This window comes from Leptodesmis sp., from assembly GCF_052746595.1.
The window spans coordinates 18,127-41,560 of record NZ_JBRAGO010000020.1 but is presented as its reverse complement, the minus strand read 5'-3'; the positions used below and the strand labels follow the sequence as shown (position 1 = coordinate 41,560).

Here is a 23,434-nt window from a genome sequence, read left to right as displayed (position 1 = left end):
TAGGACTTGACCAGCCTTGACCTGTAAGCTTTTCTGAACTAACCCTCTCAAAGCGCGATCGCCAAAGGAGCACACCTATGGAATTGATGATTGAAGACCTGATGGAGCAGTTAATTGAAATGGGCGGCTCTGACATGCACCTGACGGCTGGTTTACCTCCCTACTTTCGCATTAGCGGTAAGCTCCAACCGATTGGAGATGAGGCACTAACGGCCGAAGAGTGCCAGCGGCTCATTTTCAGTATGTTGAACAACACTCAACGCAAAAACCTGGAGCAAAACTGGGAATTGGACTGTTCCTATGGAGTAAGAGGGCTGGCTCGGTTTCGGGTCAACGTCTATAAAGACCGGGGCACCTATGCGGCTTGCTTGCGGGCACTCAGTTCTAAAATTCCGAACTTCGAGAAGTTGGGATTGCCAGATGTGGTACGGGAAATGGCAGAGAAACCTAGAGGCTTGATTCTCGTGACTGGCCCCACCGGATCGGGTAAAACCACCACCCTGGCGGCGATGATGGATCTGATTAACCGGACTCGTGCTGAACATATTCTGACGATCGAGGATCCGATCGAATTCGTTTACGAACCTATCAAGAGCCTGATCCACCAGCGTCAGCTAGGAGAAGATACGAAAAGCTTTGCAAATGCTCTCCGGGCAGCTCTTCGGGAAGACCCAGACATTATTCTGGTAGGCGAAATGCGGGACTTGGAAACAATTTCGCTGGCAATTTCAGCGGCTGAAACGGGCCACCTCGTCTTTGGTACCCTGCACACCAGTTCTGCCGCACAAACCGTAGACCGGATCATTGATGTGTTTCCAGCAGAAAAACAAACCCAGGTACGGGTACAGCTTTCTAACTCTCTGGTAGCCGTCTTTAGCCAGACTCTGGTTCCCAAGAAGAATCCTAAGCCAGGAGAATATGGACGGGTCATGGCTCAAGAAATCATGATTGTTACTCCCGCTATTTCCAACTTGATTCGGGAAGGAAAAACCACCCAAATTTATTCAGCCATTCAAACTGGGGGTAAATTGGGTATGCAAACCTTGGAGAAAGTGTTGGCCGATCAATACAAATCTGGCTTAATTACCTTTGAGTCAGCCATGTCCAAAACCTCCCGTCCAGATGAACTTCAGCGGCTGATTGGTAATGCTCCTGCAGGGGCAGCAGCTCAGGCAGGGGCGATACGCCACTAACTGACTCCAGTCTGTTGCGATGTAGACTACGAAAACGGTCTTGAATAGAACGGTCAACACCTGACGTAGTCTACAATACCCACCCCTTCTAGTCGTCACCCAGGTATCTTTCTATGCCTACCTTTGTTGCCCGCGTTCAAGATGCAAGAGGCGCAGCTCGGAAAGAACGAATCGTTGCAGATTCTCTCAGAGAAGCTCGAGCATCCTTACGAGAAAGAGGGCTATTTGTTCAGGAACTGAAACAAGACGATGGGCTGTCCCTGAACTTTGATTTAGCATCAATCAGAGATTCTTTCACCAAAGTGACCGTCAAGGATAAGGCGGTATTTTCCCGTCAGCTTGCGGCTCTGGTCAATGCTGGGGTCGCCATGGTGCGGGGACTGGGGGTTCTTTCGGAACAATGTCAGAATCCGAAGTTGAAGAAAGCCTTGCTTAACGTTAGTTCTGATGTGCAACAGGGGATTAACCTGTCCGATGCTATGCGGAAGCATCCGGAGTGTTTCGATAACCTCTATACCAGCATGATTCAAGCTGGGGAAGTTGGTGGTGTACTGGATGAGGTACTGAACCGGCTGGCGAAGTTATTGGAAGATGTGGCCCGATTACAGAACCAAATTAAATCAGCGATGTCCTATCCGGTGACTGTGGGTATTTTGGCCATTCTAATCTTTTTTGGCATGGTGCGGTTTCTGCTGCCGATCTTTGCCAACGTCTTCAAAGATATTGGAGTGGAATTACCTGCCTTCACCCAGTTCATGATGAATATTAGCTACTTTGTACAGGATATTAAAAATGTCATCTTTGCGCTGGTGGTCGTGGGCATAGCTGTTTTTGCGTTTAGACAGTATTACAAAACTCGGGTGGGACGGGAAACGGTCGATCGCATGATGCTGAAACTGCCCCTGTTCGGTGACTTGATTCAGAAAACTGCGACAGCCAGGTTTTGCCGTACCTTTGGAGCTTTAACTCGTTCCGGGGTACCAATTCTCACCTGTTTAGAAATTGTCAGAGATACGGCAGGTAATCAGATTATTGCGAACGCCGTAGATGAGGCTCGTCGAGAAATTCAAACGGGCGGCATGATCAGTATTGCCCTCCAGAAAGAGCAGGTTTTTCCCTTGATGGCCATTCAGATGATCAGTATTGGGGAAGAAACTGGGGAGTTGGATAAGATGCTGGCCAAGGTAGCTGACTTCTACGAGGATGAGGTGGAACAAGCCGTGAAAGCACTTACCAGTATCCTGGAACCAATCATGATTGTGGTGCTAGGGGGAATGGTGGGAGCCATTTTATTGTCGATGTATCTACCCATGTTCGCTGTGTTTGAGAAATTGGGCTAGTCCACTCCCCTTATGTCCATGCAGAAAGCTCATTACGAAGAAGCGTTAGCAGAGTATAGCAATGCTCAGTCTGCGATCGCCCTGTTGAAGCAGTATCGGCCCTACCTGGAGATGATCCCCAGTATGCGCCGCCCTAAAGAAAGCTTAATTGCCATCCCTCTGCCAGTGGTTCGCCTGCGAGGCACTACTTCTCGTAATAATGCCGGGGATTTAAATACGTCCAGTGGTGAGTCTCTATGCTTGCCTTGTGACATTGCGCTCTTAATGTGTGACCCGGAGTGGAAAATCAAAACAGGGGTAGAAATCTTTATTTTCATTCATCGCCCTGAAGAAGATTTTTCGGATTTATTGAGCCGCTGGCGGCATACTCAGGTTGCCTTAAGCCGGGGCTATGAATGGGATATGCCCTTGCGCTATCGCCATATTTTGAGTGAAGGAGCCGATAGTACCTATCCCTTATTTGTCATTTTCGAAGGCACTCCAGAGCGGATTAAACGCGGCCTCAAAGGAGCCTTCTTGCCTTTTGTGGTGCAGCGATCGCCAGAAAACAACTCTCCCGCAGAGGTTGCAGAACCTACTACTACTGAAATGCTCTGGACAGACGATCGCGAAGAGTTGTTGTAATCCTTTTAATCCTGTGCTGCCGAGGGGAGATCGGCAGGATCTGTAGGAGGCAAATCTAATGCTGCATAATCTTCTGAAGTCCAGGATTGGGTGGCATCTGTTAAAGCATCCTCTGTCCTTTGAGTGCAATCCACCAGTGCTGAATCCTCCGGCGACGGATCCGTTTCAGGCAGGGCAACGTCTAAATCAGATGTATCGTGCCATAACTTAGTCGGATCTGAGGCAGAGTCATCCCCTTCATCCACCTCTCGTGACTTAGCAGGAAAATCAGGCTCTGCAGGATGAAATCGATGCAATTCAATCAGGGGCTGCAGATCGGTCAGTACTTCCGCTGCCGATTGATATCGCTCCGTAAAATTAAAACGCACCATTCGATCCAAAATTTGGGCTAGAGTATGGCTGGCAAAAGGCTGTCTCTGCCAGATCAGTTCGCCCGTATGGGGGTCTCGCTGTAGATTCTCACCAGGAATTCCTGTTAAGGCCTGAATTGCCATCATTCCCAACGAGTAAATATCGCTATTAGGCCGAGGGCGCCCGTCACTCTGTTCTGGAGCAATATACCCTCTTGTACCAACGGCGATCGTCATGCTGGTTGCTTCTTCTCTGTCTCCCTGCTGAATATTCTTGACTACCCCAAAGTCAATCAGTACCAGATGGCCGTCCGATTTACGTTGAATGATGTTGGGTGGCTTAATGTCCCGGTGAATAATGCCGTGTTTGTGAATGAACTGGAGAATCTGCAGAACTTCCTCCAGGATACCAACCACTTTCCATTCAGGTAGGCGATCGACAAAGCTGCGAATTCTCAGCGGTTCTCCTTCAACATAATCCTGAATCAAATAAAATTCACCCTTTTCCTCAAAATAAGCCAGAAGCCGAGGAATCCTGTCATGAGGAGGGAGATGATACAGCGTTTCTGCTTCTTTCCTAAACTTTTTCTGTGCCCATTGCAAAGCCGCAGGTTTACTATTACTGGGCCTTAATTGCTTCACCACACAGCGAGGATGACCAGGCAGATCCAGATCTTCTGCGACATAGGTGACACTGAAACCGCCCGTTCCCAGGGTATGCAGGATTTTGTAACGTCCCCGCAGGGTTTGACCAATCATCTCCCGTGTATAGCTCTCGCTAATGGCTTCTAATTCCACCTGGCCACTATCTTCCAGGAATTTCCGCACATCCTCCGAAGCTCGATGAAGTCTTGCTACCCGAATTAACCGCAGTTTTTCATTGGTAATGCCGATCAAAAGGTAGGAGGTGCTCCCTAGGGCGATCGCCACTAATGGTACAGCCGTTGGCAAGACTAATTGCATTCGAGTAAATAGTCCATAACTGACGATCCCCAAGGCAACCATAATCACCATTCCCCAGCCAAATCGGTGAATGGGGAGAGAGGTACGGCTTTGTAAGTAAGCCACCGCCAATATCAGTCCGGCAACGAATAGTCCCTGGAATAGAGGGTTGGGAATCACAGTGACGAGGGAGCGGCCCTGCATCAGAGTGGCGATTGCACTAGCATGGATTTCGACTCCCGGCATTTTCCCCATTGGGGTTGGCAAAAAATCCTTTAAGTTATTGTTCTCTGCCGTCCCAATAACAACAATTTTGCCCTTGAAGAACTGACCGTTGTTTAAGTAACCAGTCCAGTTTGTCGCATCCAGGACGTGCCAAAAGGGAATTGTAGTGAATCCGATTGACCCATAGTCCTCACCTACTGATGGACCGTAGTAGAAGATCATGTCTCCCTTAGGAGGAGGATACTTAACTTTAGCCGCTTTGAGGGTTGCTTCTGCAAAGGAGGGATAGTCTTGACTCAGTTGATTCAGGTAGGTGGCCTGATCTGGTAGAACCTGAGCTTTCAGCCGGACAAATTCGCTACCTAAACGATGGATGCGTCCCTCAGAGCCTTCCGGCTCTTTCCAGAAGTTATCAGGTTCCGTCCAGAAATTAATCGTCCCAATTGGTTGAGATAAATTCCTCAAGGATGGAATCGGCAAAGTCAGTTGAGTGATATCCCCCTGACGGGTTTGACTATTGTCATAGGTCGCCGCCATAACGACTCGACCTGGATAAAGTTTTAGCACCTGTTGCAATTTGGCATCATCCTCTGCGCCATGAAAACTGGGATCAGCCCAAATCACGTCTACCGCTACTGCGCGCGCACCTGCCTGCATCAAGCGGTCAATCACTTTTGCATAAGTTGCCCGCTTAAAAGGCCAGACAAGCGACTGCAGATCCGGATTGTTCTGAGGCGTAATTCTGGCCTGCTCCAGTGTGCTGCGTTCAACCGCCAGGATGACTACGTTTTCAGGTGGCTTCACGGCAGGGCGAAGATTGAAAAATATAGTTTGAACCTGCCGCTCCATAAAGCGAACGGACACCAAGCTCTGAGATGTAGCAATACCTGCCGTTAATGCAATCATTCCGATCAGTACATGTCCCGCTTTTGCCAGGTTTGAACATATTGGCAGTTGATGGGCAATGTGTCGGGTGACGAGTCGCTGCCAAACAGTGTGGAAGGAGAGGCGTTCAGTGGGTGATGGAGGAGCCACAAAGGTCTCTGTTTGAGACTGAGAATTTTCCGTAGACATAGCCGAAACCCATGTAAGACATCAGCAGGCGATACACCCAATCTGTCACTTGCGCGATGAGCAGTCTTACCAACAGAATCTATACTATTAGAGCCTATCCACCCCTACCCTGACTAGGGACATCTTCATATCACAGAGCAACGGAGGAACTAAATTTGATCATTTGGGGCGATCGATTTCCAGGTTGAAGCGCCCAGATTTTGTTTTTTTGTAATAATAGTGGCAAATCAGAGTAGTCAGTTGATGATCAACAATCAAGCTCGCAGGCTTCTCTATTAAAATCATCAGGTTCAGTCAAAAATGTGTCATTACTTAGACAGGGCAGTTATTTTTTAGACTACGTTTTAGTCGTTTCCCTATCCAATAACAATCGTTTTTGCCCAATTAATCGGGTTTTATTAGGATATTCATTAGTAAATTGTTTCTATTATCTGAATTCTTTTGCAGTCCTTCTTTCATTTCTCTTGGGATTACTGGGTTGCCCTGGTAGTAAGCTTGCTAGTTTTCTGAAAGCGTCTTGTTAAAATTAGTTATCCAATTTTATTGATCTTTTAGCTCTTAATCTTCTATGCAATACTCCATGAACCGTCTTTCTATATTTGTAGACGGCAACAATATGTTCTATGCTCAACAGAAAAATGGTTGGTTTTTTGATCCAAAACGGGTGCTGGAATATTTTACACGGGAAGCTGATACCGTTTTAGTCAATGCCTTCTGGTATACCGGGCTGAAAGATCCCCAGGATCAACGGGGCTTTCGGGATGCGCTGATCAGTTTGGGGTATACCGTTCGCACCAAAATTTTGAAGGAATACTATGACGACAGTTCAGGTCGTTACTCGCAAAAGGCTAATCTGGATATTGAGATCGTTGTGGATATGTTTAATACTGTTGATCAGTATGATCGCGTCATTCTGTTCAGTGGGGATGGGGACTTTGAACGGGCGATCGAACTGCTGCGAGGTCGGCACACTCACATTACAGTCGTATCCACTGAAGGGATGATTGCCAGAGAACTCCGAAATGCTACTGACCACTACATCGACCTGAACGATATTCGCAAAGAAATTGAAAAGACCGATCTATAAAAGCAGATAGGCATCAGTAGCTTCTGGATAGGACTGTCATTGGTCATCGGTTATTCGTGCTTAATCTTGTTCATTCATGAGCGTGCATCTACAAAGGACAAATGATGAATCACGATCTCAGGCTTATTCACCACAGCCCTGCCTGGCAGAGAAAGTCATCAATTCCTAACCTTCAGCTATTTTCTCTCGTAGGGTAGAACGGCTGAAATCTATTCCGATTCCCACTCATCTGTTGCAAATTTAACAAAAACTTCGCTTCCCTCTGTCAAGGCGCTCAGGCTAAACGGTAGGCTAGTATGCAGCAGTCCTCTTCTAATAAAATCTTCGATCACTTGACCTATGAACACTCCGTCCCAGAATGACCGAATTATCATCTTTGACACCACACTCCGGGATGGCGAACAATCTCCCGGAGCTACCCTGAATGTGGATGAAAAGCTGACAATTGCACGGCAACTGGCACGACTGGGTGTAGATGTGATTGAGGCTGGGTTTCCCTATTCCAGTCCGGGAGATTTTGAAGCGGTACAAAAAATTGCCCAGGCACTTGGTACGACCGATGGTCCAACAATTTGCGGATTAGCGCGAGCCAATCGGGCCGATATTCAAGCCGCGGCCGAAGCGTTAAAACCAGCAGTCCATGCCCGTATCCATACGTTCATCGCGACCTCGGACATTCATCTGAAATACAAGTTAAAGAAAACTCGTGAAGAGGTATTGGCGATCGCTGAGGAAATGGTGGCTTACGCCAAATCCTTTGTGAATGATGTGGAATTCTCTCCTGAAGATGCAGGCCGCAGCGATCCGGAATTCCTATATCAGGTTTTAGAGCGGGTGATTGCCGCTGGAGCTACAACGGTGAATATTCCCGATACCGTGGGCTATACCACGCCTGCTGAATTCGGTGCCTTGATTCGCGGCATTAAGGAAAACGTGCCCAATATCGATCGGGCGATTATCTCCGTGCATGGTCATAATGATCTGGGATTGGCCGTTGCCAACTTCCTGGAGGCGGTGAAAAACGGTGCCCGTCAGTTGGAGTGTACGATTAACGGGATTGGTGAACGAGCTGGCAATGCCGCATTGGAAGAACTGGTAATGGCGTTACATGTGCGGCGACAGTATTTTAATCCGTTCCTGGGTCGGCCTGTGGAATCGGAAGAACCGTTGACCCGGATTGATACCCGCCAAATTTACAAAACCTCCCGGTTGGTTTCCAGTCTGACGGGAATGTTGGTACAGCCTAATAAAGCGATCGTCGGTGCTAATGCCTTTGCCCACGAATCGGGAATCCATCAGGACGGCGTGTTGAAAAACAAGCTGACCTACGAGATTATGGACGCGCAGTTGATTGGCCTCACCGATAACCAGATCGTATTGGGTAAACTCTCTGGCCGGAATGCCTTCCGCTCCCGGTTGAAGGAGTTGGGCTTCGAGTTGACGGAGCAAGAACTTAATAAAGCCTTTGTCCGCTTTAAGGAACTGGCGGATAAGAAGAAAGAAATCAGCGATTGGGATCTGGAGGCGATCGTCAATGACGAAATTCAACAAGCGCCCGATCTCTTCCGCCTGGAACTGGTGCAGGTGTCCTGCGGGGATCATGCCTGTCCTACTGCCACGGTAACTCTCCGTACTCCCGATGGTCAGGAACTGACGGATGCCGCTACTGGAACCGGACCGGTGGATGCGGTCTACAAAGCAATTAATCGAGTGGTCAATGTACCTAACCAGCTAATCGAGTTCTCGGTGCAATCGGTAACAGCAGGGATTGATGCGATCGGGGAAGTGACGATTCGGCTGCGCTATGATAGTCGTCTTTTCTCAGGCCATGCGGCCAACACGGATATCATCGTGGCCTCAGCCCAGGCTTATGTCAATGCCTTAAATCGGCTGTATGCGGCATTGCAAACGAAGAAGGCCAAAATTAAAGCTCAGGATAGTGAGATTGAGCTTTCCCTCGCTCAAATTCCTTCCACGGTGAAAGTAGAAGGCTGATCCTAAAAGATTTCTAAAGGAAAAGAATCGGAGGTAGAAATCTGTTGTTCTACCTCCGATTGGTCATGATATGAGAGATGATTCCCCTCTGATCGGTGCGTTACGCCAGCGCTAACATCACTCTACGAGTCCAACCTTGGGTGTCAATACACCACCTATTTGCTTTTAGAGCCGCTTCAAAACACCTCTGGCTCTGTTGCCTTGTACAGATTGGCAAGCAATTTACTCTAAACAGCAGTTAGAACTTTGGATCGCGAGAGAGATGTGGCATTGGCTTAACCAAAAACGCGATCGAACGGAGCAATTCCTTCGGAGAGAATAGTCGCTTTTTGCTCGTCCAGGAGTTTGCTACTGATCAGTTCCTGTAACTTGGCCCGAAATTCAGCATAATGCTGGAACGTTTCCTCTTTCAGGTAAGTGACCCGGTTGGAAGCATCGCTCAATCCCTTGCGCAGCGCCTCTAAAGACGGAATGTCATAGCGCCATCCAGATTGGTCATACGCATCAATCAGCAATCTCATCAATAAAATCCGGAAGTAGCTATCCTCATAAGCTCCTCTGGATTGCTGGAATCTGCGATAGGTGCTGGTGACGTGATTGAAGTGAATAAAGCCCCATTCGCGATCGTGGCGGCTGATTTGTTCGGGAGGAGTTTGGCATTGAGGCCACAGCATCATATCAAACGAGTGGGATTGACCCGCTACAATTCCCCGGTGGCCCCGATGCTCCCAGGGTTGGAAACTCCGTGCCCAATCCGCTTTAAACATCAACTCCCAGGTGGCAACCAGATGATCTAACCCTCGTTGCTCGTACCAACCATCCCAAACCTTGCTCACTCCCATCAGTGAAACATTCTGCGCCACACAGGCCTCATAGTGCTTCTTGAGGAAATCTGGCTCCAGGATAAACAGGTCAACATCATGTAACAGGGCATAGGGAGTTCTGAGCGCTTCAATGCCTCGGATCAGTTGATGCCAGCAATTATTAAAGGGATTTCTGTGGTAGCGATTAAAGACAATTTCCAGGGGACTCAGCGTCACCATGCGAACTGGGCTGATGGGATAGTCTTTTGTCCATTCGTTTAACAATTCTGAAAAGCCTCACATCAACTTGCTATCTGGAACCACGATCGTTTCAACCAGATGCTCAGGGTTCTGAGTGGCACAAACACCGAGGGAGATTTTCAAGAAAAAGGGTAAGTCTCCAGGAGTGAACATGATCATACTGTAGCCCGATGTTGGCTCTGCTACAGGTGGTTGCCAGGTCGAATACAACCGTTTGTACACGTCTCCCATTTTGAACATATTGAATAGCCTCAGAAACAGGTAAATAGGCGAACTGCAAAGCCAGCTGTCTCCGGATCGCACCTCAGTAAGTGCGATAGAATCGGCACAGAACCTGAATCAGCAAGATGTAACTGGTGGTTGTAACTGTGCAGAGAACAACTTGCTGAACGGTGAAATGGAAAGTTACGAATTTTTTTGATTTCCCTGACTTTAGCTAGTAATTCTACGGATAGCTATTCCTACCGGATGGCTTAACAGTTTCTTCATCCTACTGACCTGTGCTGTGTCCGGATCCTGCAATTCCCTACTAACAAGCTGGAGTTTCTCAGCACGATCGGCAAGCAAGTCTATCTTAACTATCGAAAAACTTCGATAATTAAGGATAGTAGAGGAAAACTTGAGAAAAAATTGGTTGTGTGCATAAGCGGCACGATCGCTATCAAACTGATATTCTCGAGGAGAATGCTCCTTACAATCTCTGCGCTTTGATCCTATGAGCAATCCTCTCGCTCGTTTGAAGCAGTTACCCTGGCGATTGCTGTTTCTAGTGGCCATTCTGACCGCTATCGCGGTGACTCTACTGGAACTGGCTATTGGCTTTAGTGCTCAAATTCCAGGAGTTAAGCCAATTCTGATGACCCTCCTGTTTGGCCCATTGGGATTGTTCACCTCCCTGGCGATCGCGTTTGGCGTAGGAGTACTGGCCGTATATATCCTCGAACGCATGGAGCGCACTGTCATTAATACCGGGAGTTTATGGGGGCTGGTTCTGTGTTTAGCGATCGTGTTTCTGCTTAGAGGCTTGCTTCCCATTCCGGTGGGATTATTTCAGATCAGCTACATTCCGTTGGTGAGCATGACGGTTGGTTTATTTTGGAAAAGTCGTCCCTACTGGCAAGGGTTTAGACGCTGGTAAATTGGTAGAGAGGTTTCGGCTAAGCGTCTCTACTCTTCTGATTGTTCAATGGCATCCACAAGACGTTCCAACGCGATCGTTAACCGATCCAGGCGTTTGAGGGACTCTTCCTGAACTTCTGCCAGAGTTTGTACCGCATCACTCAGGGCAAAGATCTGGTAGCCTTGTTGCTGCACTTGATTGGCCAAAGAATCGACCCGATCGGAAAAACGATCCATTGTTTCTGTTGTCGCGAGAACGGCTTCTCCAATTTGGACAATGATTGACTCAAGCTGACTGGGTTGAACGTCCACCTAAAACCTACATTTGTAACAAAATAAACTCCTACAGCACCCACTTTGTTCACTGCAAACAGTCAGTTTTCGCCTTGTGTTGTCAATTTGGCAACAGGTATAGCGCTTTAGTTATGCAGAAGGGCAACAAGGAACCTAAGTTCCTCTTTAACTGACCTATTTCACCTGAATTTTAGCCAAAGCAGTGTTCTTATAGTAGTACAACACAATTTGCCGATAATCGTATCCCTTACGGGCCAGGTTATACGCCCCCCACTGGCTCATTCCTAAGCCATGCCCGTAGCCATTACCCTGTACCTGAAAAGACCGGGGAGCCAGATTTGCTTTTCCTTTAGCAGCAGTGGGTTCATAGATAGGCAAGACTTTAAATTTTGTACTCTTCAAATCAAGGGCGTTCCGGATCACGTCGCCACTGATAGTGCGAGTTCCAGCATCGCCCACAACCCGCATCGTAATTACTCGGCCTTGGGGAGTAGTTCGCTGGGGTTCCATAGAAATAATATTACCGACGCCTGTAATTCGGGCGCTGAGTTCGCTGCGACTAAAGGTTCTCACCCATTCATACTCTGGAGTACCCTGATCAAAATCAGGGACTCCCTTCAGGTAAGGCAACGGACGAATCCAAACGTTCTCCACATTTTCTGTATGTCCACCTGATGAAGAATGAAACACAGCCTCAATAATTTTGCCTTGATTAATTAATACCTGTCCGGCGGTAGCATTGACAGCAGTCTGAGTTGAGGAGGTTTCATCCGCAATCCCTTTATATACCTGCCAAGAGGTGGTGTTTCCCACGTCATAGAGATTGTTGGCAGAATGTTCCCGCTGGTACAGAACGTAGGAGCGAGCAACCACAGCCTGGGCTTTTAAGGCTTCTAGTGGCCAAGTTGGGTACATTTCTCCACCCAGTACGCTGTAAAGGTATTGTTCTAAATCCACATAGTTAATCGCTGTCAAGCCTTTACCAGTGGCAACCACTTGGGTTCTGCCACGATACCAGCGATTGCCAATAAACACATATCCTCCTGCCGTTGGTTCTACCCAGAGTTGCTTAGCTTGCCAGCGATCGAGCTTTACCATGCCGCCTGTTGGAGCAGCCACAAAAGCATTCATGGCAGCAATCTCGCCCAGGTTACGACCGGAACTATCGCGGACGATCGCTCGCGTAGAACTACCTACCGTTATCTGGCTGACACCATCTTGAATTGCGACTCGCATCTCCACAGCCGCCTTGGCTGGAGCGATGAACGCTAACCACAGCAAGCCTGATAGCCACCAACTCCGTCCTCTCGACTGAAACCAGGATTTCATGCCAAACAGGTTAACTTTGGGAGAACGGTTTACCGTCATGGTTTTTGCAACCCTACTGCAACGTTGCTTAATGTAACTCAATTTCTTGAAATTCAACCCCCCGAATCGATCGCTGGAGTCGTTTCTGACCTGCTGTGCCCTTGGCCCGAAAGCTCTATATCTGGCGTACAGGCAGGAGATGCTTTCACTCTATACTGCTTACCTGGTGTTCTAAAGAATCTCTTAACTTTTGTGAGTTTTCTCTGACTGGATTTTGATCGTCACTTTGCAGAAGGTGATCTGCTGTCTATTGGGTTCTGTGTCAGTATAGTTTCAAGATGGCATTGAATTGGGATTTCTCAGGCTTGCAAATTACATTTTTGGGAACTAGCTCTGGGGTACCGACTCGGACGCGAAATGTATCTGGGGTGGCGCTCCGACTGCCTCAAAGAGCAGAGGTATGGCTGTTCGACTGTGGGGAGGGCACCCAGCATCAATTTTTGCGCAGTGAACTTAAAGTCAGTCAGTTGACTCGCATCTTCATCACTCATATGCATGGCGATCACATTTTTGGCTTGATGGGGTTGTTAGCCAGTTGTGGATTGGCAGCCAACCCAGAGCGTATTGACATTTATGGGCCTGCTGAGTTGGAGGACTATCTCAAAGCCTGTCGTCGCTATTCCCAAACTCACTTCTCCTACCCCATCAAAGTTCATGCGGTTAGTCCCGGAGTTTTGTACGAGGACGATGAGTATGTGGTGAGTTGCCAGTTACTAAAGCACCGGGTGCCTGCCTTTGGCTATCGGGTGGCAGAAAAAGATCATCCGGGGCATTTCAATGTGGAACAGGCGGCTGCTTTAGGGATTCCTTCTGGTCCACTATATGGACGGTTGAAACGGGGAGAGGTGATTGTCCTACCGGATGGTCGGCGGGTGAATGGAGCCGACTTATGCGGTCCAACTCAAATCGGACGCAAGCTGGCTTACTGCACGGATACGATTTTTTGCGATTCGGCAGTCGAGTTAGCTCAACAGGCCGATGTACTGATTCATGAAGCTACCTTTGCTCATCAGGATGCTGACCTCGCTTATCAACGGCTCCATTCCACGTCTACGATGGCGGCTCAAGTAGCCCTGGCGGCTCAGGTCAAGCAACTGATCATGACTCACTTTAGTCCTCGGTATGCTCCCGGCAACCCGATTGAATTAAAGGATTTGTTGGCAGAAGCCAGAGCAATTTTTCCCAACACTGTCATGGCCAGTGACTTATGGAGTTATGAAATTGGTCGCCCCAAAGCCGATAAACCCAGCAGAGCAACCAGGGTCTAATGCGTTACCCGGTTCGCGATTCCTTGGTCGGTCTCTTCAGTCGATCGCGAATTTTCTCCAGTTGAGCCTGGTTGTCTACTGGCGGTCGAGGCGCAGGCATTTCGGTATCTGGCCAATTGGGTACATCGCTACAGGTACATTCCAGAGAAGCAAGGCCCAGAGTTTTGAAGGGAACAGGCATAGAACAACGGGCACAGGGATTAATTTCCCATTGAGGAGTTAAGAGTTCGGCGATCGTTTGATTTGTCCCTTCCAGATAGCAATCCCCAGCATCTGGGTTAGACACCCGCTGCCAACAGGCTTCAAATTCATCACTATAACGATTGCCCTGAATCACAGGGCGGGGCAGAAGGGTCTCTCGCCCACCATGAATAACAATTCCTTTGCCAATTTGAAACCAGTAAGCCAGGTACTGTCTCACCTGTTGTTCAGAGGCCATAAGCACGGATTCGCATTTCCTTTTCATGCTACCGTGCCCCAAGAATAAGTGGGTGGTCTCCACGGCTGGAGATGGAGTCTAATAGGCAAAAGTTTCCCTGAGTTCTAAAGTCTATCGGTAAGTTAGGGTAAGGGGACCCCGATCGCACTCACATTCACGGCATAACCTCCTGTAACTAAATAAACCGTATCCGCGATCGCCCCAACTCGCCGGATTAAATTCCCCAGACGATCCCGGAAGTTCCGACCGGCAGCATAGGCTGGCACTACTCCCCAACCTGTTTCTTCAGCCACTAAAATCACTGTTCCAGCGGCTTGTTCCAGTTGCTGCAGTAAGCCTGCTTCCTGAGCTTGCCAGGTCTGCTCATCCAATTCCAGGAGGTTAGCCAACCAGGTTCCCAACGAATCCACCAGGAAACAGTCCTCCTCAGTCATGAACTGGATGGCAGCGGCCAGGTTTTCTGGCACCCATTCAGTTGCCCAAGCCGCTGGACGGCGCTGTTGATGCCGTTGAATTCGCTGTTGCCACTCCGGATCGGCTGCATCCAATTGCGCCGTGGCGACATAAGTGACCCGTTTGTGCGATCGCTTAGCTAACTCCTCTGCCCACTCACTTTTCCCAGAACGAGCAGCACCTGTGACTAAGATGATTTGACGATTCATAGAGGCCGCTAAAGGGCAGAAGCCAGGAGACAAGAACTTCAAAAATGACAGATGACAGATAACCAGGGACAGATGACCAATTCAACCTATCCTTCTTTTTGTACTTTATTGAAATTTTTCAACAAAAATGCTGCAAGACCGCAGTTCCATTGTTTACTGGTATTCTGATTTGTCTAACTGTTGTGGTACTTCGGAGTGTGGGGTGAGGTAACTATGAAGTCAGACCTGAAGCGAATTGAGGCCGCACTCCAGCAGGTTTCCTACCAAACGATGCAACCTGAAACCCTACCCTCACGATCGCTACAACCATCTTTACCCTTTATGGATTGGGATCAGCAGTTTCCCAGGTTAGAAGCAGCAGGGATGCCCAGATCGGCAACGGTAGAGCCATCTCCTGGACTTCACATCTCATCGCCGGTTGCTCTGGAAGGGATAGAGGTTGATGTTACTGCAGTGTCGTTATCCAATCCTGCCGCGATCGCCCGCACTCCTAATCTGCCTGAGTTTGTGGCGGCAGTTCCAGAATCTAGCCGGCAGCAGGCAATGGCTGCCCCCGCTTTAGCGACCAATCTCCTTGGTGACCTGCAAAATCGGGTTCAGGAGTGGACTCTCGGCTTACAAGAGATTCTGGAGCAAATCCAAGCCCTATATAGTGAAGGGCCAGTCATTGAGGGTTGGCTGGAGTCGTCCGGAGCAACCTATCGACTGTGTGGAGTGAATGAGGAGGGACAGTTGTGGTACCGTCCCTGTCCCCCTGAGCAAATTTTGGATATCAGTCTGGCTATTGTGCGTTACCAAAAGCTGCAACAGTTGTTCAGTCGCAAACGTTCCCTGGAGATTCGCTTAACCTACCTGACTGAAACTCTCTTAAGTACTCATAGTAGACTGGCAGAGTTAAGCTAAACTAGGCCAAGCTCGTCTAGCTGGAATTTCCCATCAGAGAAACCATGGCTCTGAATTTGGACAAGGTCTAGCCGCGATCGCCCCCATCTCCCCTTCACACTGTCATTTTGAGTTGCCCAAAATTTAGTTCCTTGGGTCGATTTTTGCTATCAATCAGGGAATATTTTGCATTAACTCGATAAATTATTATTCAGAGCAGCTTTCTCCGGCTAGAGCTGTTCCATTACTCAGACTGGCAGCAACGGCTCCAAAAATCTACTATATTCCCTGAGTATGACTTACTTCTGGTCTTTCCCCCAGTAAATCATCATGACTGCAACTCACGCTCCCGCTGAAACCCCACTCAACGTACCCAGTTCTATTCGCCAAATTATTCAAGATGCCTGCGATCGCGGCGCGTCTGCGGTTTACTTGCAGGTCGGACGACCGCCGTTTTATCACCTGGGTGGCAAATTACTGCCCCAAGAGCATTTTTCAACGTTGGGCAATGAGCAGTTCCACCACTATCTCAAAGAACTGCTTTCCCCGCCTCAGATGAAGCACTATCTGGCTAATCGCCGGATTGAGGCGGATGTGCGGATTCATGGATTTATGCAGGGACGGATTGATTGCCGACCTACGGCTCAGGGAACCGAAGCGATCAGTCTGAAAGGAATCGTTCTGGATGGGCCAAGCGAGGAGATTCAAAAGCGGGGAACGGTTTATGGCATGGTGGAGGATGCCTTTCAGCGAGGTGCGTCCGATATTCACATTCAAGTTGGGGAGCCACCTCGATTTCGCATTCAGGGCAAAATTGTCATTCAGAAGTCTTACGGTAGAACCACTCCAACTCAATTTGATGAATTTTTGGCAGAGGTTTTGTCGCCGTCCCAACTGGAGCAGTTTAAAGTTCGCCAAGAACTGGATACCGCGATTCTGTATGAGGGTCTGGTAAGATGCCGGGTCAACTGTGCCCAATCCATCATGGGGGGAGCGATGGTGTTGCGGTTGATCTCGCTGGAAGTACCCACCCTGGAAAAACTGGGGCTACCCGCAGTGCTGGGCTATCTGGCTGAGGAGCGGCAGGGATTGGTGATTGTAACCGGAGCGGTGAACTCTGGAAAATCCACTTCTCTGGCAGCCATGCTGCGCCACGTGAATGATTCCTATCCGCGAAAAATCGTGACGATCGAAGATCCGATTGAATACGTGCACACCTCCAATCAGTCTCTGTTCACGCAGCGGGAAGTGGGGTTACACACTCAAGAATTTAAGGAAGCGCTCCGAGCTGCCCTGCGTCAGGATCCTGACATTATCCTGATTGGGGAAATGCGCGATCGGGAAACTGTAGACACCGCCATTCGAGCTTCCCTGACGGGGCACCTGGTTCTGGGAACTCTGCACACCAGGGGGGCTGTGAATGCCTTTAAACGGTTGCTCAATTTCTACACACCGGAGGAGCAAGAAACCGTGCGCTACCAGATTGTGGATGCTCTGAGAGCCGTCATTTCTCAGACACTGGTACCTACGTGCGAGGAGGGCGCACGGCAGCTCTGGAAATCATGGTAAATACCGACACCATTCGGGATTATCTCTTGAAGGAATGTTTTGAAGAGATTTACCAACTGATGGAGGAAGGGGTTGATAACAGTCAGACGCTCAACCAGGCTCTCTTCGATCTCCATGAAAACGGCATCATTAATACGGCAGATGCTCTGGCCTCTTCTCTGGCTCCAGAAGATCTGGGATATATGCTGAAGAATTATACTCGTCGCTCCAGCCGCTCTGGCCTGATGACCAGCGATTATATCAACCGGCCTCCTTCTTGATCTGGCTAGAAGTCGGAATTTTGATCGGAACCTCAGATTAAACTTGAGCATTCAGCCAAAACTCCGACTTCTGAGTTGAGCCTATGCTGCAGTCAGGACGATCGCGGGTTGCCCAATTAGCTGGTCGTAAGCATCCTCAACATCGTGGAGTTGGGTTAGCACCTCGTTGTCGAGTAGATTGAGGCGGCGTTCTTCTGCCTGCTGGTTAATCTCGTAATCTTCCTTCTGACGCAGTAGCTCATCCAGTTCAGCCTTACGAGATTGGATGTCATGATTCATCCGCTTCACCACTTCCTGCTGATAGGTGTCGAAGCACTCCTTAACCGCTTGATACACCTGGAACGATTGCTCCTGGGCAATCTGCGGCAATAGTTTGATCAGTTCTTCCTTCATCGCCAGAACCACTTTGCGACGCGCCATCTCAAAAGAATTTGAATTCGGGCTGATAGCGGGCGAAATCTGCTTCAAAGGTCGCGGCCAGATCGGGCAGGTAGCTGCGGAATGAGTTGGCGATCGCACTGGTCTGCCATTCGCCCACAATTCGAATTTCGTCCTTAAATTGATCGCGAATCGTGACCAGTTGATCAAATTCCGGTTGCACGGAACGAATCTTTTGTCTCAGTTCTTGAATACTTTCGCTGAGTAAAGGAATGCGGCGATCGCAGGCTTCATGCACAGTACGGTAAGCTTGTCAGGCAATTAATTTGGCCTGCCGCAGTTCCGAGATGGCCCGCTCCTTCGTCAAAAAGTAATTCAATGCTTTGATGAATTCGGAAAAGCCCGTGCCTTCCAGTGAGCCATTTTTTAACCGCTGACGCAAAGCATTGAGAGAAGAGACTTCAAACACGCGATCGTCATAACGATCCTCACCTTCTACCTGACAATAGGGAGTGAGATTGGTTCTAAACACCTGCCGCACCCGATCTTCTGCTTCATGCAAAGCCGTTAAATCTTCTGGATCAATCAAGCGATTTTGAATTTCATCCCAGTAATTAATCAGAAAGAACACGGACAAACCCCGATCTTTGATGTAATTTTCCAAATAACGCTGTTCTCCCAGAGTATATGGCTGGGTAGCACTGAGAACAAACAAAATCGTATGGCAGTTGTTGATATATCCCAGCGTTAACTGATTGCGTTGCTCTGTGTCATTCAATCCCGGACTGTCAATAATTTGCACGCCCTTTTCTAACAGAGTCAGCGGATACTGTACCTCGGCATAAGCCACATTGGGAAAGGCAATAATGCCTTCTTCCTGTAGTTTCTTTGCTTCCTCCGGTGGAATGGTGTAATGCTGTTTGAAGGTTTCAAAATCGAGTCGTTCTGGTGTGCGATCGTCTTTGAAATGCACCGTTACTTGCTTATCCTGCCCATAACTGAGGACGGTCAGGACAGCAGTGCAGGGATTTACGTCAGTCGGCAAAATGTTTTCGCCAATTAGGGCATTCAGGAAGGTACTTTTGCCCCGTTTCATGTCGCCCAGCACCAGCAGCGAAACACGCTCTCCCCTAAATTCCGGCTGACTAACTCTAAATCTTCGATCGCACTCTCCAAACCTAACTTAGCGGAAGCGGTTTCTCCCTCCTGTTCTACCTGGGTGAGGGTATTGGCGATTGCATTCAAATATCCCGAAAACTCCTGACGCGCTTTGGCAACTTTATCTAAATCACTAATAAAACTTTCAGCTTTATAAGCCATTGGAACTCCTCAAGGTGGAAATACGACAGGCCAAAACTGATGTGCTAAGAACACACCAGGGCAACAACCAGCTATTTCCAGGTGAATACTTCCGCAATCTTTCCAGACCAACTCGTTAACAAGATGTTGTGATTATCTGCACTTAACGAGCAATCTTTATACCATGCTTGTTTCCATCATGCAGGGGAAAATTTGCGATCGCCATCCTCCACCTATGCAATCCCCTATCCTCCAGTTGGGTGAGGCAAGATGTGAGAATTTCAAGAGCACGATCGCGACACCGAAGCCGGATTGATGTAGGATGAATAGATATTTTAGTACAAATATACTATATATCCTCGGTTGCAGGGTTGCCTCAGCGCCAGCCTGTCCGCTCTCCCCACGGTGGGTGCAGTAGGATAGTGATTAAGGATTTTGGATTAGATCATCCGAATCAAATTGCGATCGATCTCGACAGATAAAGATCCCCCTGCCTCCAGCATCCCCCTTATGAAGGGGGACTGAGGGGATCGGTGTAAAGGTTTTGTTTACCTCTCAGGTCTATGTCTCAGCCGTTGCTATCTGAAGAAATTGTCAGGCCTGACATCAGCCATCTGGTACTGGAAGATGAAGTTCCGGTGGATAACTTTCAATCTGAAAAACAACAGCGGCTGCTGGTAGAACCCCTCTACAGTTCGCCCGTCATTCCTCCACCTTTCATTGCCGCCGCCAATGTTGGCATTTTCTACAGTATTAACCAGGACGGCATTGCCCCGGATGTCTTTCTCAGCCTGGGAGTGCAAATGCCAGACAACTGGGTAGAGCGACACAATCGTTCCTATTTGGTGTGGGAATTTGGCAAAGTTCCCGAAGTGGCGATCGAAGTTGTCTCCAACCGCAAAGGCAACGAACTGGGCAGCAAAAAAGAGATCTATGCCCGGATAAAGGTGGATTATTACGTCGTCTTCGATCCCCTGCGGCAACTGCAACAACCCGACGAGTTGAACGGCTCTCTCCTGAAAATCTGGGCGTTAAGTGCAGGCCGCTACATTGAACTCACACCTCCTGAGGGACTGAATGTGGGTGAACCAATTTATCTAGACACCGTAAACCTGGGACTGACTCTCTGGGAAGGCGAATTTGAAATGGTGCCTGGAATTTGGTTGCGCTGGTGCGATCGTGCTGGAATCGTCATTCCCACAGGCGCAGAAGCCAGAGCGATAGAACAGCAACGAGCTGACCAAGAACGCCAACGGGCCGATCGCTTAGCCGATCGCTTGCGGGCGATGGGAATTGATCCAGACGAAGTATAAACATTTCTATTGGCTCAAAGTATCGGACAAATAATCCGCTGTGGCTTCTACCAGGGCGATCGCATTCTCATACATCATCCGGGTGGGGCCTAACATGCCGACACTACCAACGGGAATATCTCCCTTACGGTAAGTCGAAGAAATCAGGGTACAGGTACGAATCGGTTCTAAAGGATTTTCTGCCCCAATCCGAATCGTCACTCGCTTACCGAGTTGGTCAAAAGGAGAGGGCTCAAAAATTAAGGGCAGCAATTGATCCTGTTCGTCTTCCAGAAGATGCACGATCGTTTGTACCTGCTGCACTTCAGAAAACTCTGGTTGGCGCATCACCTCAGACAATCCACTGATCAAAATTTGGGTAGGCGCGGGAGCCTGGGAACGGCGCGATAACTCAGTGAGAATGGTCTTTAAGAAATCCCCGTAGCGCTGAAAATCCCGATCGAGTTCACTCCAATCGATCGTCGACAATTCTGCGATCGCTTTACCCCGCAGATGGCTGTTCAAGAAGTTCGACAAGAGTTGCAATTCCTGTTCCAGCAATTCCGCATCCGGTTCTGCTTCTCCCTCACTTCTGGGTAAGTCGATCAACGTGGATTGGGTTTCATAGGAATCCGTCACGCAGATCAACATCACCCGTTGCAGATCCACAGGCACCAGTTGAACATGATGGAGGCGGGTTGTGTACATCTGGGGCATCGTGATTAGCGCCACATAGCCCGTCACCGTCGCCAGGATTTGGGCCGCCCGTCGCAGCATTGATTCCAGATTCCAATCTTCGCCACTGAGGCGATCGCTCAACAGTTGTTCAGCCTGCTGCACGAACTGCTTGGAGGGAGGAATCAGTTGATCGACATAAATGCGATAGCCCGAATCCGATGGTACCCGTCCCGCCGAAGTATGCGGCTGATAGAGTAAGCCAACCTTTTCCAACACGCCCATTGCATTCCGAATCGTAGCGGAACTCACGCTCAGGTTATATTCTTTCACCAATGTTTCTGAACCGACGGGTTCTGCAGTGGCAATATAGTGGCGCACAGTAGCCCAGAGAACCTGCTGTTGGCGATTGGTCAGTTGAACCGGAAAGGACATAAGTAAAGAATGGTCTAAAAGAAGTTTAAAAATAAGGCTGGAATGTATTCACTATAAGGGTGAACTTACTAAACTGTCATGTTGCCAGCGGTATCTAACAAAACGCTCACAGGCTCTACCTCCAAAAATTAAGGAAGTAGAGCCTGTAATGTCTTATTTTAGACAGGCATTGGGTAGGGCTGTTCCGGCGGAATGTCTTTACTAATAGCGTCCGTAGGAACCCGTGCCCCGGTTTGACCAGCTATCTCCACTGCCCGCAGAGCGCCGTCTATCGCCACCCCGGTTGTCTTCACGAGGTCTGGCTTTATTCACTTTCATCTCACGGCCCATCCACTCGGCTCCATCCAGAGCCTCGATCGCCGCATCTTCTTCTGCATCCGTATTCATTTCCACAAAGCTAAAGCCCCGTGATCTTCCGGTTTCCCGGTCAATCATCAGTTGCACCCGCTTTACGGAACCATACTCCGCAAAAATTTCAGTCAAATCTTCTTGGGTAACCTTATAGGAAAGGTTGCCAACATAAATAGCCATGGCTTACTTTAAGTCTCCAGAAATCCAAATGTGTAGAGGGTTGAGTCCGGAGAGAAGCCTGTCGAATATGGAATAGACAAACATTGCTGCAGCCGAATCAATCTCAGAGCTTAAGTCTAACATAATGTCAGTCCTACAAACAGGGTCTAGAGGTTAAAACTGCGGCGATTTCAAGAAATTTGCCCTCCTCTTCAAGTTAAACCAAGTCCAGCTAGAAAACGGTCGTTTTCCGATCAGAAAAACTGCGTTTCTGGAGTTGGACAAGATTGAACTATTGGGGAGCAATAAATACATTGCCAACCTCATCCCGGACAGTAACTCGAGTGGTGCGCATACCTCCCTTGGCATCAGTTACTTTACATTCAAATGTCTCGCCAACCTTGACAATTCTGGCTTTTCCTCCACAATCGACTGTAACAGGCCCACCACCCTGACTTTGTACACTTTGTTGAATGAAGGTATTGAGCTTGGTGAGCAGCAGGAGTCCCTTGGTACTCCAATTAAATTGTCCCGGTTGGTCGGTTGGCTCTACAACCCCCGTGAAGATGCCTACTTCCGATGTGATCGTGCAGTTATAAGTCGTTCCGGCTTTTTCCACCAGATCGGCTGGACAATCCACCGCCTGCACCGTCAGACCTGTGGCTTTGGCAACCAGATCGGCCAGTTTAGTTTCCACGACTTTGACGGAAGGGGGCTTTTCAGCGGTGGAAGTCGGAGACGGAGTAGGGGTTGGAGAAGTGGGAATGGTCAGAGTAGGAGTAGGAGAAGCATCGGTTGGAACTCCAGCAGGACCTGGAGAGGTAGCAGTTTGCAACGGGGAAGTGCAACTGGTCAGTAGCATCAGGCCACCCAGGAATGCATAGTAAAAGAAAAAGTGGGCCTTTACTAAACTGATATTGGCATTACGGGCTGCCTGGTCATTCTGATTCGTCATATCTCTTCCCACCGATCGCTTGCCGCTACCCATTATGCCGATCATTTCCTGCTTGTGATGATCACGGACTGACAATTTATCCTGGCATTTACGACGGCAGTAAGGAGACATGGGCAAAAACAATCTTCCAGCCTT

23 protein-coding genes and 1 pseudogene are annotated in these 23,434 nt (G+C 48.8%); 11 read left to right on the top strand and 13 right to left on the bottom strand.

Annotated elements, in window-relative coordinates:
• The first annotated feature begins 77 nt into the window (after nucleotides 1-77).
• From ACUVQO_RS06625 to ACUVQO_RS06615, 3 genes are all read left to right on the top strand, one after another.
• Nucleotides 78-1,193, top strand: coding sequence for a type IV pilus twitching motility protein PilT (locus ACUVQO_RS06625; protein ID WP_445925095.1), 1,116 nt, complete (start codon nucleotides 78-80; stop codon nucleotides 1,191-1,193).
• Between the two features lie 113 nt (nucleotides 1,194-1,306).
• Nucleotides 1,307-2,533, top strand: a complete 1,227-nt coding sequence (locus ACUVQO_RS06620) for a type II secretion system F family protein (RefSeq protein ID WP_445925094.1) — start codon at nucleotides 1,307-1,309, stop codon at nucleotides 2,531-2,533.
• A 12-nt stretch (nucleotides 2,534-2,545) separates the two neighbouring features.
• On the top strand, nucleotides 2,546-3,157 hold the full coding sequence (locus tag ACUVQO_RS06615) for a hypothetical protein (protein WP_445925093.1): 612 nt from the start codon (nucleotides 2,546-2,548) through the stop codon (nucleotides 3,155-3,157).
• 5 nt (nucleotides 3,158-3,162) lie between these two features.
• On the opposite strand, the gene ACUVQO_RS06610 is transcribed toward ACUVQO_RS06615, so the two are convergent.
• Nucleotides 3,163-5,748, bottom strand: a complete 2,586-nt coding sequence (locus tag ACUVQO_RS06610; protein ID WP_445925092.1) for a CHASE2 domain-containing protein — start codon at nucleotides 5,746-5,748, stop codon at nucleotides 3,163-3,165.
• Nucleotides 5,749-6,316: 568 nt separating this feature from the next.
• Here ACUVQO_RS06610 and ACUVQO_RS06605 point away from each other — a divergent pair.
• Nucleotides 6,317-6,835 carry a LabA-like NYN domain-containing protein gene (locus ACUVQO_RS06605; RefSeq protein WP_315874382.1) on the top strand — a complete coding sequence of 173 codons (519 nt, stop codon included), beginning with the start codon at nucleotides 6,317-6,319 and terminating at the stop codon, nucleotides 6,833-6,835.
• Nucleotides 6,836-7,174: 339 nt separating this feature from the next.
• Nucleotides 7,175-8,830, top strand: a complete 1,656-nt coding sequence (locus tag ACUVQO_RS06600; protein WP_445925091.1) for a 2-isopropylmalate synthase — start codon at nucleotides 7,175-7,177, stop codon at nucleotides 8,828-8,830.
• 275 nt (nucleotides 8,831-9,105) lie between these two features.
• On the opposite strand, the gene ACUVQO_RS06595 is transcribed toward ACUVQO_RS06600, so the two are convergent.
• Nucleotides 9,106-9,918, bottom strand: coding sequence for a hypothetical protein (locus ACUVQO_RS06595; RefSeq protein ID WP_445925090.1), 813 nt, complete (start codon nucleotides 9,916-9,918; stop codon nucleotides 9,106-9,108).
• Nucleotides 9,919-9,930: 12 nt separating this feature from the next.
• Nucleotides 9,931-10,134 carry a hypothetical protein gene (locus ACUVQO_RS06590; RefSeq protein WP_445925089.1) on the bottom strand — a complete coding sequence of 68 codons (204 nt, stop codon included), beginning with the start codon at nucleotides 10,132-10,134 and terminating at the stop codon, nucleotides 9,931-9,933.
• A 475-nt stretch (nucleotides 10,135-10,609) separates the two neighbouring features.
• On the opposite strand from ACUVQO_RS06590, the gene ACUVQO_RS06585 reads away from it, so the two are divergent.
• A complete protein-coding gene (locus tag ACUVQO_RS06585; RefSeq protein ID WP_445925088.1) occupies nucleotides 10,610-11,032 on the top strand; it encodes a hypothetical protein in 423 nt (140 codons plus the stop codon).
• 29 nt (nucleotides 11,033-11,061) lie between these two features.
• Here ACUVQO_RS06585 and ACUVQO_RS06580 read toward each other — a convergent pair whose 3' ends face one another.
• A complete protein-coding gene (locus ACUVQO_RS06580) occupies nucleotides 11,062-11,325 on the bottom strand; it encodes a hypothetical protein (RefSeq protein ID WP_445925087.1) in 264 nt (87 codons plus the stop codon).
• 156 nt (nucleotides 11,326-11,481) lie between these two features.
• Nucleotides 11,482-12,675, bottom strand: a complete 1,194-nt coding sequence (locus ACUVQO_RS06575; protein WP_445925086.1) for a SpoIID/LytB domain-containing protein — start codon at nucleotides 12,673-12,675, stop codon at nucleotides 11,482-11,484.
• Between the two features lie 278 nt (nucleotides 12,676-12,953).
• Between ACUVQO_RS06575 and ACUVQO_RS06570 the strand changes: the two genes are divergently transcribed.
• Nucleotides 12,954-13,943 carry a ribonuclease Z gene (locus ACUVQO_RS06570; RefSeq protein ID WP_445925085.1) on the top strand — a complete coding sequence of 330 codons (990 nt, stop codon included), beginning with the start codon at nucleotides 12,954-12,956 and terminating at the stop codon, nucleotides 13,941-13,943.
• A gap of 4 nt (nucleotides 13,944-13,947) precedes the next feature.
• On the opposite strand, the gene ACUVQO_RS06565 is transcribed toward ACUVQO_RS06570, so the two are convergent.
• Nucleotides 13,948-14,382 carry a hypothetical protein gene (locus ACUVQO_RS06565; RefSeq protein WP_445925084.1) on the bottom strand — a complete coding sequence of 145 codons (435 nt, stop codon included), beginning with the start codon at nucleotides 14,380-14,382 and terminating at the stop codon, nucleotides 13,948-13,950.
• A gap of 122 nt (nucleotides 14,383-14,504) precedes the next feature.
• Entirely contained in the window at nucleotides 14,505-15,086 is a 582-nt protein-coding gene (gene cobU / locus ACUVQO_RS06560) for a bifunctional adenosylcobinamide kinase/adenosylcobinamide-phosphate guanylyltransferase (protein ID WP_445925083.1), read from the bottom strand.
• Between the two features lie 171 nt (nucleotides 15,087-15,257).
• Between cobU and ACUVQO_RS06555 the strand changes: the two genes are divergently transcribed.
• From ACUVQO_RS06555 to ACUVQO_RS06545, 3 genes are all read left to right on the top strand, one after another.
• Nucleotides 15,258-15,947, top strand: a complete 690-nt coding sequence (locus ACUVQO_RS06555; RefSeq protein WP_445925082.1) for a hypothetical protein — start codon at nucleotides 15,258-15,260, stop codon at nucleotides 15,945-15,947.
• Between the two features lie 309 nt (nucleotides 15,948-16,256).
• Nucleotides 16,257-17,495: a type IV pilus twitching motility protein PilT gene (locus ACUVQO_RS06550; RefSeq protein ID WP_445925081.1), complete on the top strand. Its 1,239-nt coding sequence runs from the start codon at nucleotides 16,257-16,259 to the stop codon at nucleotides 17,493-17,495.
• Complete coding sequence (locus tag ACUVQO_RS06545; RefSeq protein ID WP_445925080.1) at nucleotides 17,489-17,755, top strand: hypothetical protein; 267 nt, start codon at nucleotides 17,489-17,491, stop codon at nucleotides 17,753-17,755. The genes ACUVQO_RS06550 and ACUVQO_RS06545 overlap by 7 nt, the downstream gene beginning before the upstream one ends.
• An 81-nt stretch (nucleotides 17,756-17,836) precedes the next feature.
• On the opposite strand, the gene ACUVQO_RS06540 is transcribed toward ACUVQO_RS06545, so the two are convergent.
• From ACUVQO_RS06540 to ACUVQO_RS06530, 3 genes and pseudogenes are all read right to left on the bottom strand, one after another.
• Nucleotides 17,837-18,175 carry a hypothetical protein gene (locus ACUVQO_RS06540; RefSeq protein WP_445925079.1) on the bottom strand — a complete coding sequence of 113 codons (339 nt, stop codon included), beginning with the start codon at nucleotides 18,173-18,175 and terminating at the stop codon, nucleotides 17,837-17,839.
• Nucleotide 18,176: 1 nt separating this feature from the next.
• A pseudogene (locus ACUVQO_RS06535) lies at nucleotides 18,177-19,229 on the bottom strand (dynamin family protein).
• Nucleotides 19,226-19,453 carry a hypothetical protein gene (locus ACUVQO_RS06530; protein WP_445925078.1) on the bottom strand — a complete coding sequence of 76 codons (228 nt, stop codon included), beginning with the start codon at nucleotides 19,451-19,453 and terminating at the stop codon, nucleotides 19,226-19,228. The pseudogene ACUVQO_RS06535 and the gene ACUVQO_RS06530 overlap by 4 nt, the downstream one beginning before the upstream one ends.
• A 542-nt stretch (nucleotides 19,454-19,995) precedes the next feature.
• Here ACUVQO_RS06530 and ACUVQO_RS06525 point away from each other — a divergent pair.
• Nucleotides 19,996-20,745: a Uma2 family endonuclease gene (locus ACUVQO_RS06525; RefSeq protein WP_445925077.1), complete on the top strand. Its 750-nt coding sequence runs from the start codon at nucleotides 19,996-19,998 to the stop codon at nucleotides 20,743-20,745.
• Nucleotides 20,746-20,751: 6 nt separating this feature from the next.
• Here ACUVQO_RS06525 and hrcA read toward each other — a convergent pair whose 3' ends face one another.
• The 3 genes from hrcA to ACUVQO_RS06510 all read right to left on the bottom strand — a co-directional run bounded on the left by hrcA (nucleotide 20,752) and on the right by ACUVQO_RS06510 (nucleotide 23,416).
• Nucleotides 20,752-21,834 (bottom strand): heat-inducible transcriptional repressor HrcA, encoded by a 1,083-nt coding sequence (gene hrcA / locus ACUVQO_RS06520; RefSeq protein WP_445925076.1) that lies wholly within the window; start codon nucleotides 21,832-21,834, stop codon nucleotides 20,752-20,754.
• Between the two features lie 201 nt (nucleotides 21,835-22,035).
• Nucleotides 22,036-22,365 carry an RNA recognition motif domain-containing protein gene (locus ACUVQO_RS06515; RefSeq protein WP_445925075.1) on the bottom strand — a complete coding sequence of 110 codons (330 nt, stop codon included), beginning with the start codon at nucleotides 22,363-22,365 and terminating at the stop codon, nucleotides 22,036-22,038.
• A 271-nt stretch (nucleotides 22,366-22,636) separates the two neighbouring features.
• On the bottom strand, nucleotides 22,637-23,416 hold the full coding sequence (locus ACUVQO_RS06510) for a hypothetical protein (RefSeq protein WP_445925074.1): 780 nt from the start codon (nucleotides 23,414-23,416) through the stop codon (nucleotides 22,637-22,639).
• Nucleotides 23,417-23,434: the final 18 nt, after the last annotated feature.